This is a genomic window from Mesobacillus sp. ABV4_180 (assembly GCF_056158485.1).
This window is the reverse complement of the sequence record NZ_JBSWTJ010000001.1, coordinates 1,513,413-1,526,290: the sequence shown is the minus strand read 5'-3', so window position 1 is coordinate 1,526,290 and position 12,878 is coordinate 1,513,413. Positions and strand designations below refer to the sequence as shown.

Sequence of the window (12,878 nt, the reverse complement as noted above, 5' to 3'; positions counted from 1 at the left end):
TATATTTATCTAATTATCTTAAGGACTTTCTGCCGGTGTTCCGTGGTTATATTCATAGACCTCTTTTACCAGATCAGCAAAAAGGAGGTTGACTCCGCCTTCATCCTCCGGAACACCCAGATTGACGGCCACGAGTGCATATTTCGGGTTTTCATATGGAAAATATCCTGCAAACCATTTATTGTGCAATTGTTTTTCCCCATTAAATAACCCAGTTTCAGCCGTTCCGGATTTACCGGCAACTGCATATGGCAAGTCTTTGAACCATCGGCCAGTACCATGTTCATTTACAACCACTTCCCGTAGTAGCTTTTGGAGCTTCATTGCTGTAATAGAAGAGATTTCAGGCCCTGGCAGCTTCTCTTCAGGGAACTCCGTCATTTCCGTTCCGTTTTGATAGCGGATCGACATGACTGCCCTTACCATTTCCTTTTCTCCTCCTCTCGCGATCGTTGCCATCATGTTCGCGACTGAGAGAGGTGAAACCCTTACTTCATGCTGCCCTATTCCTGACAACGCAGAAAAATTGCGATCCTTCCTGGCGTCTTCCGAAAGGAACACACGTCCTTTTTCCTCATCCTGAAGCTGGCTGAAATCCTCAAGATGGAATATATCTCCGCTCCAGCCTACACCGCCTGTTATCGATAACATTTCAGCATATTTTTCCAGCATCAGCGGATCCTTCTCCTGCAGCTCCTTCGCCACTTCTCCAAAAGTACGGTTGCAGCTGCGGGCAAAACTCTCACTGAAATTAAGCATTCCATGGTCATATTTCAGATCAGGTTCACCATTCAACTTTTTGCTGCAGTCAAACATGCGATCCGGGTCATCAAGTCCATTATCGATAGCTGCTGCGGCTACTACAGTCTTAAAGACAGAGCCTGGGATATGCTGCTTGACCATCATATTATCTATGCCATTACCCCCAAACGGGTCCGCTTTATTGATATTAGGCCTTGAAACCATTGAGAGGACGGTATTTGTATCAATATCGAGCAATACGACACCGCCCTTATTAATCTTGTGCTTGTCTACGGCATTCTCGATGATTGTTTGCAGGTCTCTATCAATCGAGGTCTGCAGATTGATAGGATAAAAAGGATTTGCTGGTTCGATATATTTCACGTTGATCCCAAAGAGCGGAGCCCCTTCACCATCCACGTGGTAGACGAGCCTGGATTTTCCTTCTGCTACCAGGAACTCATCGAAGCTTTTTTCCAAACCGGAGAGACCGATCAGAGTCCTTGGCAAAAAATCTTTCTCCCCATACCTTGCTTTCAATTCATTCTCGTTTTCACCTATGATGCCAAGCAGCTGGGCTGCTGGAACCTTTTCAAGCGGATACTTGCGCTCAACAGCGAACACACCAGGGATTTCCATCTCATTGATGGCAGCCATCTGGCTCTTCGTTAAAATCACTGGGTCAGGATCGCCAAAGGCAAATGGTTCCTTTGATTCCTCTACTGCTTGAAGCAAAGAGTAGGATGATACACCAATTACCCTGGCTATTTTCTCAACCTGCCAATCCATTTTCTTTAAAAAGGGAAACAACACTAATACCGACGCAGTTTCATAGGATAAAGGCTCACCAGACCGGTCAAGGAAATTTCCCCTGCCGTTGTCTACGACCATTTCCTGCGAGCGCTGCTTGACGCTCGCTTCAATCAGATTAATTTTATGTTTTGAGAAAGATTCTGTATCCAGAAGCTGCAATTGTGCCAGCCTGAACATCAACAATCCTAATCCCAAAATGCATATACCGATCCAAACCACCATTCTTTTTTTGCGCATAAAAAACACCTCGTCAAAAGTGTTGACGAGGTGCAGAGGTTTCAAACATATGGGTATTTATTTGATTGTCGTGATGCGGACGTTCATTTCACCGCCAGGAGTCTGGACAGTCACTTCATCGCCCACTTTTTTGCCCATTAGGCTTTTCGCAATTGGAGAGTCATTTGAAATTTTCCCTTCAAATGGATCTGCTTCTGCACTTCCCACAATTGTATAGGATTCTTCATCACCATCAGGCAGCTCGACAAATGTCACTGTGCGGCCAAGGCTGACTGAATCTGTGCTCAACTCATCTTCCTGGATGATTTTTGCATTGCGGATCATATTTTCAAGAGTAGTGATACGGCCTTCAACAAAAGCTTGTTCCTCTTTTGCAGAATCGTACTCAGAGTTCTCTGAAAGGTCGCCAAAGCTGCGGGCGATCTTGATTCTCTCAACCACTTCTTTACGTTTAACCGTTTTCAACATTTCCAATTCTTGTTCCAGCTTTTCTTTCCCAGCCAATGTCATAGGAAAAACTTTTTCTGTAGCCAAAATCCTTCACTCCTTCTAGTCTTCACAATTCCCCAAAAATAGATTGTGTAATATTATATTATGTAACCTGAAAAATATACAGGAGCGCGTCCTTTAACAGGGCGCGCATTTTTAATAGGTCCAAATTGGGCCATTTACTTATCTTTGGAAAATGGAAGCACTTTATTCAAGTACTTCCATGTCCACTTTATCTATGCTATTGTGTCACAAAAATGATTTTTGTTCAAGAATTGTTTGAATTTTTGTTACCATCAAGTCAATCGCCACATGATTATGGCCACCTTCTGGGATGATGATATCAGCGTAACGTTTTGTCGGTTCGATGAATTGATTATGCATCGGCCTGACGACACTGACGTATTGTTCAATAACTGAATCCATTGAACGTCCGCGCTCTTTAATATCGCGGAGCAATCTGCGAATGATGCGCAAATCTGCGTCTGTATCCACATAAAGCTTCATGTCCATCAAATCGCGTAATCTCTCATCTTCGAGGATCAGGATCCCTTCCAAAATAATAACATCCTTAGGCTCGACATGAATGATTTCACTGGACCTTGTATGAACGGCATAATCGTAAACTGGCTTATCGATTGATTCATAACGAAGCAGTTGTTCAATGTGTTCGATCAATAGATCATTATCAAACGCCAGCGGATGGTCGTAATTTGTCTTCAAACGTTCTTCCATTGGCAGATGGCTTTGATCTTTGTAATAGTAGTCTTGTTCAATCATCAGGATTGAGTGGCCTTTGAAGCTTTCGTAGATTGCTTTCGTAACACTGGTCTTTCCAGAGCCGGATCCACCGGCTACGCCAATAACAACAGGCTTGCGGTTCATCAATTATTTCTCCTTCCGCATCATGTTATTTGGGTAGACGGGCTTGTCCATCTTGAACTTCACGATTTGCAGAGGATGACGAGCAACATCCAGCTCGTTTCCATCTTCATCCCAAATCTTTTCAATCACATGTGTGAAGTTCTCGATTTCTGGTCCAAAGAATTCAACCTCGTCTCCAGGCTTGAAATAGTTTCTTTGCTGAAGTGTAACCATTTGTGACTCAGCATCGTAATCAAGCACAAGGCCTGCAAAATCGAAAGTTGTCTTTTTGCTATGGTTTCCAAACATTTGCTCTTTATACCCAGGAACTCCTTCAAAGAAGGCAGTAGCGGTTTCGCGGTTCGCACATTTATCAAGCTCTTCCAGCCATTCCTGCTTGATGACAAAGTTTTCTGGATCGGCGCAATAAGCGTCAATCACTTTACGGTACACACTGACTACTGTAGCGATATAGTGGATTGACTTCATGCGGCCTTCAATTTTCAAGCTGTCAATTCCAAGCTCGATCATACGAGGAATTGATTCAATCAATTTCAGATCCTTGGGACTCATAGCAAAAGGAGAATCGCCTTCAGCAAATAACGGGTTTTCTTCTTTTCCTTCAAGTGTATACAAATCATAATCCCAACGGCAAGACTGGCAGCAGCCGCCTCGGTTTGAATCCCGTGCCGTCATGTGATTGCTCAGCGTACAGCGGCCTGAGTATGCAATACACATTGCTCCGTGGATGAAGGTTTCAATTTCGATATCGACCTTTTCTTTCATTTCCTTGATTTCTTCCGCGCTTGTTTCACGCGCAAGAACCACACGCTCCAGCCCTTCTTCCTTCCAGAACTGGACAGCTTTCCAGTTGGAAAGGGATTGCTGAGTGCTCAAGTGAACTTCAATCTCTGGAGCAACCCTGCGGCACGTTTCAATGATCAGTGGATCAGCGACGATGATACCGTGGACGCCAGCTTCCTTCAATCCCAACAGATAGTCTTCAAGACCATCGATGTTTTCGTTATGAGCAAAGATGTTTGTTGTAACATATATTTTTGCGCCGTAATTCCTTGCGAACTCGACGCCTTCCTTCATTTCCTCGAAAGTAAAATTATCTGCGTTTGAACGCAAACCATACTCCTGTCCGCCAATAAAGACGGCATCTGCACCATAATGGACGGCAATCTTAAGTTTTTCAAGATTTCCGGCTGGCGCAAGCAGTTCTGGTTTTTTCACAATGACACGTTTTCCGTCAACAATTTGTGAGATATGATCTGTTACTGCTGTCATAACGCAACCTCCTTATAGTTTGTACTCTTAATAAACCGTCTCTTTGAAAAAGAATCCTGTATCCAGCGGGCGATTAGGCGGCTGCAGCGCTTCAGCAGCTTCAAGAAGGCCATCCTTTTCTTCCTCATACTGGTCAGGGTCTTCAACAGCCAAGTCGATGGCTTTACGGTAAAGCTTCGTGACTTCAAGAATATACTCAGGGCTTTTCAGAATCCCGTCAATTTTAAAAGAATCAATTCCTGCTTCCACAAGCTCTGTAAGCTCATCGATAATGCAAATATCATTAGGACTCATGATATGTGTACCGTTTTCGTCTTCAAAAATCGGGTACTTATTTTCACGTTCTTTATCATGAAGGAACATATTGCGTTCCTGTTTACGATTCTCAACTTCCATCGCTTTACCCTGATATTCAAAATAATGGCCAAGGAGCGGGCGCTTCGATTGAAACATATTCATCATGCCGTGGACTTGTACCTCGATTTCAACCTCAGCATTTTCTTTCGTTTCGACAATTGCATCCATATTGATTTCTCTTGCAAGGACAGCTCGTTTGGAACCCTTTCTGCCCCAATAGTTGCAAGTATACCAGTTTGTTCCGGTCGTTTCAGTGCTCCAGTGCAGCTTCATTTCAGGAGTATATTCCTTTGCAGCCATCAGTACTGCCGGATCGCCGAAGGTTACTGCATCAACTTTCACATCCTGCAGGAATGTCAGATACTCACCGAGCTGGTCCACTTTTTCATTGTGGAACAGTGCATTCATTGCTACATATACTTTCTTCCCTTTTGAGTGTGCCAATTCAACTGCCTTTTTGACGTCTTCACGTGAAAATTCGCCAGCAAGACGAAGGCCGAATTTCTGCTCGCCAATAAGGAAAGCATCTGCACCTGCTTCCGTTAATGGAATAATTTCTTCTACACTTGTTGGAGTTACCAATAATTCAGGTTTTTTCATTCCGTTCACCTCTTCTTACTAACCGCTACGCCATCGCCAATCGGGAGAATGATTGTGTCATATTCCTGGTGGGATGTGAGCCAGCGGTTGAATTCATCAATTTTTTTTACCAGACTGCGGACATTTTTGCTTTCTGCTTCCTGATTATATACAAGTCCCTTGAAAAGGACATTATCGGTAATGATCATTCCGCCAGGTTTTAAATACCTGGAGTATATCTCGAAAAATCTCTTATACTGGCCCTTGGCAGCATCAATGAATACTGCATCAAATGGAGCATGACCAGCAACTTCATCCTCAAGCTCAAGCGCATCGCCTTTAATCTGGACGATTTGTTCCTGCATTCCTGCCTTTTTAATAAAATCAACGGCAAGCACATATCGTTCCTCATCGCGCTCCAGAGTGATGATTCTGGCATCTGGGAGAGCATAGGCCATCCTCAGCGCTGAGTAGCCAATAGCAGTTCCTACCTCAAGAATTATCTCAGGTTTTTGGATCCGCAAAAGCTGAAGCATCGTTTCGATCCCTGCAGGCTCCATGATTGGGACATTGTTGACCATCGCGAACTCTTCCATTTCAGCAAGCAGTCCCTGCCTTGGCTGTATGAGTGAATCTATATATTCCTGCAGCTTTTCACTTAGCAAGCTGCCTCACCTCTATTCAAAGGCTAAAAATAGCCATGGTAGATATTAATAACTGTTCAGGCATGAAAAAAATAGCGTTCACAGGATAAGAGAAGAATGCTTATAGGAAAAAAATCCCCACAGTTTCCTTCAGCCAAAAAGCCATACCTCTTACATCTGTAATGCACGCTATCAGTAAAGCAAAATGCTGCTAAACAGTTTTTAGTACAAGAAAAAAACACTTGAATTATTTTACCACAATAAGAAGGGAAATGCTAATCTTTCTGCATTTCCCTGTATTTTACTGCTAGTTTTTGTTCGTGATATGTTTTGCTACTTCCCGGTTATGTTCAGCCAATGTCCGTGTGAAGATTACATCTCCAGTCGAAGTGGCAAGGAAGAAGTAGTAGTCTGTATCAGCTGGTGCCAATGTTGCTTCTATCGACATGACCCCTGGATTGGCAATCGGTCCTGGCGGAAGGCCTAAATTTTTGTAGGTATTATACGGATCATCGATCTCAAGGTCCTTGAATAACACACGATCCTTATGTTCTCCATGCGCGTAAAGGACAGTCGGGTCTGTTTGCAGCATCATGCCCTCTTCTATACGGTTATAGAAAACACTCGCTATCTTATCACGATCCACTTTTTCTGTAGCCTCTTCTTCAATAAGAGACGCCATTGTCATCAATTGATGTGTTGTCATTTCCTTTTCTTCCATTTGCCCCCTGAATTCACCGAGTACTTTCTTTGTTTGTGTTAACATGACGGTGACAATTTCTTCTACAGTCGGTTTTTCAGAATAGAATGGATATGTTGCCGGGAATAGGTACCCCTCAAGCGGATACTTTACATTTTCTTTTAAGATCTCTTCAGAAAGCACATCTGGATATTTAGCCATCATTTTTGTAATAAATTCTTTGTCATTCAGCTGTTTGAAAATTTCTTCCTGGTCCTGCTGGGTCTTTTCAGCGATGATCCCAGCAATCTGTTTTAATTGCTTGCCTTCCGGAATCGTGATTTTCATGACCACTTCCTGCATGACTTTTCCTGTTTTCAAGCTTGTAATGATCTCCGGTAGCGTCATGGATGGCTTCATTTTATAGTCTCCAGCCATGAAACCAGCTTCGTTTTTAAACTTCACATAGTATTTGAAGACTCGAGCGTCTCTGATGACACCTTCATCCTCAAGGATCTTTCCTATTCCTGTAGTTGATGAGCCAATTGGAATATTGACATCGATTGTTTTTTTACTGTTTTCGTCTACCGGCTTCAAGGCTTCTTTGATGTAATAGTAACCGCCGCCGCCGATTGCGCCTATGAGAAGGAGTGCCGCAATTGCCGTAATGAAGACTATTTTCCTGACAATTCTCGCTTCCTTTTGCTGCTCGATCAACTTTTCAGCGATCATTTGCTTTTTTTCATTTTTAGTGCCATTTATATTTTTCTCGTCAGACATAAGTTCCCCCTCCAGTCAACACGCTAATCACCTGGATCATCTCTATTTTCACATCTCGCACCATTATACTATATTTTTTATTTATATTTGCAAATAATTACGAAAAAATACCACAAGCGACAAATAAACAGAATTTGCGACAAAGTATTCCTGCTTTGATTAAAACCAAATGAAAAGACCAGGCTTTTTGGCCTGGTCTTTTTTACGTATTATTCTTCGTCCTGCTCTGCTAGGAACGTTTCTAGCATTTCTTCGATCATGTCCCATTCTTCGTCAGTCTCGATTGGCATAAGCTCGCCATCCTGATTGTCTTCAGTTGGTACAAAAGAAGAAGCGTGGATTTCGATTTCCTCATCGTCGCTTTCGTCTGCTCCGATTGGATAATATAGAACATACGACTTTCCAAATTCTTCAGAGTCAAATGTGAAAAGTACTTCGCATAATTGTTCGTTGCCGTTTTCGTCTACTACTGTAATGTTGTTTTCTCCGTGATCCATTAAAGTCACCTCATTTAATTTTGGCTATTTAGATAGCCTTGTAGAATCATCACTGCTGCCATTTTATCAATGACTTTTTTCCTTTTTTTTCGGCTGACATCCGCCTCAAGCAAAACCCGTTCGGCAGCGACTGTTGTCAGGCGCTCGTCCCAAAGGACGACCGGAATGCCGAACCTTTCCTCCAATTCACGTGCATAGAATTGGCTGGCTTCGCCCCGGGGGCCGATTGTGCCGTTCATGTTCTTCGGCAATCCGACGACGACTTTGCCGACCTCGTGCTCTTTTATTATTTTACCTAATTCATCGAAACCAAACACATTTTCTTCTTCGTTGATTTTCAATGTTTCAAGTCCCTGAGCCGTCCATCCCAGTTCATCGCTCAGCGCTATGCCGACTGTTTTCGAGCCGACATCCAGTCCCATCGTACGCATTTATTTCCCCTCTCGGTGGTTCCTTAAATAGGATTTAACCAGTTCCTCGATAATTTCATCCCTCTCAAGCTTGCGGATGATATTGCGGGCATCCCGATGGCGGGGAATATAAGCCGGGTCGCCAGAGAGCAAATATCCGACAATCTGGTTGATCGGGTTATACCCTTTTTCCTGCAATGCCTCATATACCTGCAGCAGGACTTCATTGGCATCATGCTCAAAAGGCTCTTCGGGGAAATTAAATCTCATCGTTTTATCAAAAGAGCTCATCGAATGCACCTCACTTTTAAAAATGACAGGCAAATTTTTCTTCTAATTACCTTCATTCTACACTACTTTACCTTTATATCAAATTGATTTAACCCATTCTTCAGCAAATTGCAGCGCATTGTCGAGTTTTGATGGGTCTTTTCCGCCAGCCTGAGCCATATCAGGACGGCCGCCGCCGCCACCGCCGCAAATTGAAGCTGCTTCTTTGATCAATTTTCCAGCCTGGTAGCCTTTCTTGATCAAATCATCTGTTACAGCTGCAATCAGGTTCACTTTGCTGCCATCAGTTGATCCAAGAAGGATCACTGCTGAACCAAGCTTCTGCTTCAGATCATCAGCCATGTTTCTCAGTCCGTTCATGTCTGCAGCCTGGACACGTGCAGCAAGCAATTGAACACCATTTACTTCCTTCACCTTCGATGCAAGGCTTCCTGCTTCAATATTACCCAATTTGGCAGCAAGCGATTCATTTTCTCGCTGAAGCTGTTTCATTTCAACAAGGACTGAATCAATTCTGTTCGCTACTTCCTTTGGTGAAGTCTTAAGTTTTGCAGCTGCATCCTTCAGGATACTGATCTGATCGTTCAGTACCTTGTATGCAGCTTCACCAGTCACAGCTTCGATTCTTCGAGTTCCAGCACCAATCCCGCTCTCGGATACAATCTTGAACAACCCGATTACTGAGGTGTTAGGAACATGGCATCCGCCGCAAAGCTCAAGGCTATAGTCGCCAACTTTTACAACACGGACAATATCACCATATTTTTCGCCGAACAATGCCATAGCTCCCATTGCCTTAGCTTCAGCGATTGGTTTGAAGCTTGTATCAACCTCGATGCTCTTCCAAATCTTCTCATTGACGATTGCTTCTACTTTTTCCAGTTCCTCAGCAGTCACCTGGCCGAAGTGAGAGAAGTCAAAACGAAGTCTGTCAGGTTCTACAAGGGAGCCTGCCTGGTTGACATGTGTGCCGAGTATATCCTTTAAAGCCTGGTGCAGCAAGTGTGTTGCCGTATGGTTTTTGATTATTCTTGCACGGTTGCTATTGTCAACTTTAGCGGTTACTTCAAGACCTTTCGTTACTGTCCCTTCCTCAACAACTGCATTATGGAGGTTCTGTCCATTCGGAGCTTTCTTGACATCCTTGACCGACAGCCTGACTTCATTTGCAACAATCGTTCCTTTATCAGCAATTTGACCGCCGCTTTCTGCATAGAAAGGCGTTACATCGAGGATTATTTGAACCTCTTCACCATCGCGTGCTTCGTCAATAAGCTCGCCGTCTTTCACCAGGGCGACAATCCTGCTGTTCGTTTCGAACGTATCATAGCCGACGAACTCACTGCTTTCTTTAATGTCACCAAGGACTCCGCCCTGAACCTGCATGGAACCTACATCCTGACGTGCAGCACGAGCTCTTTCACGCTGGAGCTCCATCTCTTTTTCAAAGCCGTCATGATCAGCCTTCAATCCTTCCTCTTCAGCATACTCCTCAGTCAGTTCCACAGGGAATCCGTATGTGTCGTATAGACGGAAGACATCCTTACCCTGGATCATGCCACTGCCTTTTTCCTTTTCCTTCTTAATTAGTTCTGATAGGATTGCTAGACCTTCGTGAAGGGTTTCATGGAAGCGGTCTTCTTCATTCTTGATTACCTTCTGGATGAAGTCTGTTTTTTCTTTTACCTCAGGATAGAAGTCATGCATGATTTCTCCAACAACTGGCACCAATTCGAACATGAAAGGACGCTCGATATTCAGCTTTTTCGCATAACGGACAGCACGGCGAAGCAATCTGCGTAAAACGTATCCTCGGCCTTCGTTTGATGGAAGTGCGCCATCTCCAACTGCAAATGCTACCGTACGAATATGGTCTGCAATAACCTTGAATGCCTCATCCTTTTCTTTGGATACTCCGTATTTTTCACCTGAAATCTCTTCTGTCGCATTGATGGTCGGCATGAACAAATCCGTATCAAAGTTCGTAGGGACGTCCTGGACAACAGATGCCATACGCTCAAGTCCCATGCCTGTATCAATATTTTTCTTAGGCAGCGGAGTATATGTTCCATCCGGATTATGGTTGAATTCAGAGAATACAAGGTTCCAGACTTCAAGATAACGGTCATTTTCGCCGCCAGGGTATAATTCAGGATCTTCCGGATCATTTCCGTATTCAGGTCCTCTGTCATAGAAGATTTCTGTGTTTGGTCCGCTTGGTCCTTCACCGATATCCCAGAAGTTCCCCTCAAGGCGAATGATGCGCTCTTCAGGGACGCCGATTTTTTCTCTCCAGATGTTAAAAGCTTCGTCATCTTCAGGATGGATCGTCACGGATAATTTTTCAGGATCAAAACCGATCCACTTTTCGTCCGTAAGGAATTCCCATGCAAATTCAATCGCTTCCACTTTGAAATAGTCGCCGATTGAGAAGTTGCCAAGCATTTCAAAGAATGTATGGTGGCGAGCTGTTTTGCCCACGTTTTCGATATCATTCGTGCGGATTGACTTTTGCGCGTTCGTGATCCGTGGATTCTCCGGAACAACACGGCCGTCAAAATACTTTTTCAAAGTCGCTACGCCGCTGTTGATCCATAGCAGGGACGGGTCATCATGCGGTACAAGTGATGCGCTAGGCTCGATGGCATGGCCCTTTTCCTTAAAAAATTCAAGATACATTCTTCTGATTTCAGAACCTGTAAGTTTCTTCATCTACCCAACCTCCTAAATTCAAGAAAATATAAGCATTCAGGGAATTTAGGCAACAAAAAAAGCCCTCATCCCTGGACAGGGACGAGAGCTTGCTCGCGGTACCACCCTGATTATGGACGCGCAAAACTTGCGCCCATCTCTCAATAACGCTTTAACGCAGCTGCTACGGCAGGTTTTGGCCTGCACTCCGGAATAGCCTTCTGTTATCCTTCACCGGGAATTCTTCCAGCCCTGGAATTCCTCTCTGTACGATGGTCTATAACATACTCGTTCCTTCTACATTTTGCTAATTATTATTCTTATAGCCGAATTATATATAGCTACATGCTGTTTGTCAAACAACCTGGAAAAAAAATTAAGTCGGGTGCTCCTTTTTTCTTTCGAGGATGATATGATCTTTTGCATGGATGATCGCTGCTCGCAGCACAACCAATACCGGGACGGCGAGAATCAGTCCAAGGATACCGCCAATCTCTCCTCCGGCAAGCAGGGCAAACATGATCATCAACGGATGCATATGCAGGCTTTTTCCGACTATCAAAGGCGACAATATATTTCCTTCAAGGAATTGCAGTGAAAAAACGATTACCAGAGAAATAAGCACCATTTTTACCGACATCGTCGCAGCAATGATGACAGCAGGAATCGCACCGATGATTGGTCCAAAATATGGAATGACGTTCGTGATGCCGACAATCGCTCCGAGCAGCAGCGAATACTTGATGCCGGCTATCCAGAAGAAAAGCCAGGACAGCACACCAATGACGAGACAAACTAGCAGCTGGCCGCGGATATAGCTCCCCAGCGACTTGTCGACATCGTGCAGGAATCTGGTACCCGGCTGTCTCCACTGCCGTGGTGTCAGATACCATGCCGCTTTTTTCATCACATCAAAATCCTTAAGCATGTAAAAAGCAATGAAAGGAATGACTGCAATGGTCAGTATCGAATTGATAATATCCATCAGGAAGGTCATTGTACCTGCGAGAACTCCGTCCAGCCATTGCTCCATGCGATTAATGCCATCCTCAATCCTTTCATGAATGCCAGCCGGCCATGTGGAGGTTTGATCGATAATATTATTGACCATTTGTTTATATTGATCAGCAAAATATGGCGCATTCTCCGCAAGGTCGCGAAGCTGGTGGATAAGCGCTGGTATCCCTTTGTAAAATGCAAAGCCCATTCCTCCGAAAAATAGAATGTAGATGATGAGGATTGAAATGCCCCTATGCAGACCTCTTTGATGTAAAGCTTCCACAATCGGATGCAGCAAATATGTAATGAACGCCGCCACGGAAAAAGGAATAAAGAGCGTAACCAGCACTTCCAAAACGGGAACCCAGAGTGCCTGCAGCTTTATAAAAATATAAATGACAATAAACAAAAGGAGAAGAAACCCAAGCCGGTAATACCATTTCATCTGGATATTCATCCATTTCCAACCTCCTTTCTTTCTAGTCTTGAAAGAAAGGCAGGGGATTATACATTT

The 12,878-nt window shown here is 43.9% G+C and carries 12 protein-coding genes and 1 other annotated feature; all 12 genes read right to left on the bottom strand.

Annotation, left to right across the window (positions count from 1 at the left end; translation table 11 throughout):
* Positions 1 to 18 precede the first annotated feature (18 nt).
* The 12 genes from ACXAEA_RS07550 to ACXAEA_RS07495 all read right to left on the bottom strand — a co-directional run bounded on the left by ACXAEA_RS07550 (position 19) and on the right by ACXAEA_RS07495 (position 12,821).
* On the bottom strand, positions 19 to 1,791 hold the full coding sequence (locus ACXAEA_RS07550) for a peptidoglycan D,D-transpeptidase FtsI family protein (protein ID WP_475095290.1): 1,773 nt from the start codon (positions 1,789 to 1,791) through the stop codon (positions 19 to 21).
* A 57-nt stretch (positions 1,792 to 1,848) separates the two neighbouring features.
* Entirely contained in the window at positions 1,849 to 2,325 is a 477-nt protein-coding gene (gene greA, locus ACXAEA_RS07545; RefSeq protein WP_475095289.1) for a transcription elongation factor GreA, read from the bottom strand.
* Positions 2,326 to 2,529: 204 nt separating this feature from the next.
* Positions 2,530 to 3,165, bottom strand: coding sequence for a uridine kinase (udk, locus tag ACXAEA_RS07540; protein WP_475095288.1), 636 nt, complete (start codon positions 3,163 to 3,165; stop codon positions 2,530 to 2,532).
* 3 nt (positions 3,166 to 3,168) lie between these two features.
* A complete protein-coding gene (locus tag ACXAEA_RS07535) occupies positions 3,169 to 4,437 on the bottom strand; it encodes a peptidase U32 family protein (RefSeq protein WP_475095287.1) in 1,269 nt (422 codons plus the stop codon).
* Positions 4,438 to 4,464: 27 nt separating this feature from the next.
* Entirely contained in the window at positions 4,465 to 5,394 is a 930-nt protein-coding gene (locus ACXAEA_RS07530; RefSeq protein ID WP_475095286.1) for a peptidase U32 family protein, read from the bottom strand.
* A 5-nt stretch (positions 5,395 to 5,399) separates the two neighbouring features.
* On the bottom strand, positions 5,400 to 6,038 hold the full coding sequence (locus ACXAEA_RS07525; protein ID WP_475095285.1) for an O-methyltransferase: 639 nt from the start codon (positions 6,036 to 6,038) through the stop codon (positions 5,400 to 5,402).
* Between the two features lie 286 nt (positions 6,039 to 6,324).
* A complete protein-coding gene (gene mltG, locus ACXAEA_RS07520) occupies positions 6,325 to 7,476 on the bottom strand; it encodes an endolytic transglycosylase MltG (RefSeq protein ID WP_475095284.1) in 1,152 nt (383 codons plus the stop codon).
* Between the two features lie 209 nt (positions 7,477 to 7,685).
* Positions 7,686 to 7,973, bottom strand: a complete 288-nt coding sequence (locus ACXAEA_RS07515) for a DUF1292 domain-containing protein (protein ID WP_475095283.1) — start codon at positions 7,971 to 7,973, stop codon at positions 7,686 to 7,688.
* A 14-nt stretch (positions 7,974 to 7,987) separates the two neighbouring features.
* Positions 7,988 to 8,404 carry a Holliday junction resolvase RuvX gene (gene ruvX, locus ACXAEA_RS07510; protein WP_475095282.1) on the bottom strand — a complete coding sequence of 139 codons (417 nt, stop codon included), beginning with the start codon at positions 8,402 to 8,404 and terminating at the stop codon, positions 7,988 to 7,990.
* Positions 8,405 to 8,674, bottom strand: a complete 270-nt coding sequence (locus tag ACXAEA_RS07505; protein ID WP_023627198.1) for an IreB family regulatory phosphoprotein — start codon at positions 8,672 to 8,674, stop codon at positions 8,405 to 8,407.
* 78 nt (positions 8,675 to 8,752) lie between these two features.
* On the bottom strand, positions 8,753 to 11,386 hold the full coding sequence (gene alaS / locus ACXAEA_RS07500) for an alanine--tRNA ligase (RefSeq protein WP_475095281.1): 2,634 nt from the start codon (positions 11,384 to 11,386) through the stop codon (positions 8,753 to 8,755).
* Between the two features lie 74 nt (positions 11,387 to 11,460).
* Positions 11,461 to 11,674, bottom strand: a binding site (T-box leader).
* A 67-nt stretch (positions 11,675 to 11,741) separates the two neighbouring features.
* Positions 11,742 to 12,821: an AI-2E family transporter gene (locus ACXAEA_RS07495; RefSeq protein ID WP_475095280.1), complete on the bottom strand. Its 1,080-nt coding sequence runs from the start codon at positions 12,819 to 12,821 to the stop codon at positions 11,742 to 11,744.
* Positions 12,822 to 12,878 lie beyond the last annotated feature (57 nt).

Excerpts from the sequence above, each read along its gene's own strand:
- ACXAEA_RS07550 (WP_475095290.1), bottom strand. The coding sequence starts at position 1,791 with ATGCGCAAAAAAAGAATGGTGGTTTGGATCGGTATATGCATTTTGGGA.
- udk (WP_475095288.1), bottom strand. The coding sequence starts at position 3,165 with ATGAACCGCAAGCCTGTTGTTATTGGCGTAGCCGGTGGATCCGGCTCT.
- ACXAEA_RS07535 (WP_475095287.1), bottom strand. The coding sequence starts at position 4,437 with ATGACAGCAGTAACAGATCATATCTCACAAATTGTTGACGGAAAACGT.
- ACXAEA_RS07530 (WP_475095286.1), bottom strand. The coding sequence starts at position 5,394 with ATGAAAAAACCTGAATTATTGGTAACTCCAACAAGTGTAGAAGAAATT.
- mltG (WP_475095284.1), bottom strand. The coding sequence starts at position 7,476 with ATGTCTGACGAGAAAAATATAAATGGCACTAAAAATGAAAAAAAGCAA.
- ACXAEA_RS07515 (WP_475095283.1), bottom strand. The coding sequence starts at position 7,973 with ATGGATCACGGAGAAAACAACATTACAGTAGTAGACGAAAACGGCAAC.
- ruvX (WP_475095282.1), bottom strand. The coding sequence starts at position 8,404 with ATGCGTACGATGGGACTGGATGTCGGCTCGAAAACAGTCGGCATAGCG.
- ACXAEA_RS07505 (WP_023627198.1), bottom strand. The coding sequence starts at position 8,674 with ATGAGCTCTTTTGATAAAACGATGAGATTTAATTTCCCCGAAGAGCCT.
- alaS (WP_475095281.1), bottom strand. The coding sequence starts at position 11,386 with ATGAAGAAACTTACAGGTTCTGAAATCAGAAGAATGTATCTTGAATTT.
- ACXAEA_RS07495 (WP_475095280.1), bottom strand. The coding sequence starts at position 12,821 with ATGAATATCCAGATGAAATGGTATTACCGGCTTGGGTTTCTTCTCCTT.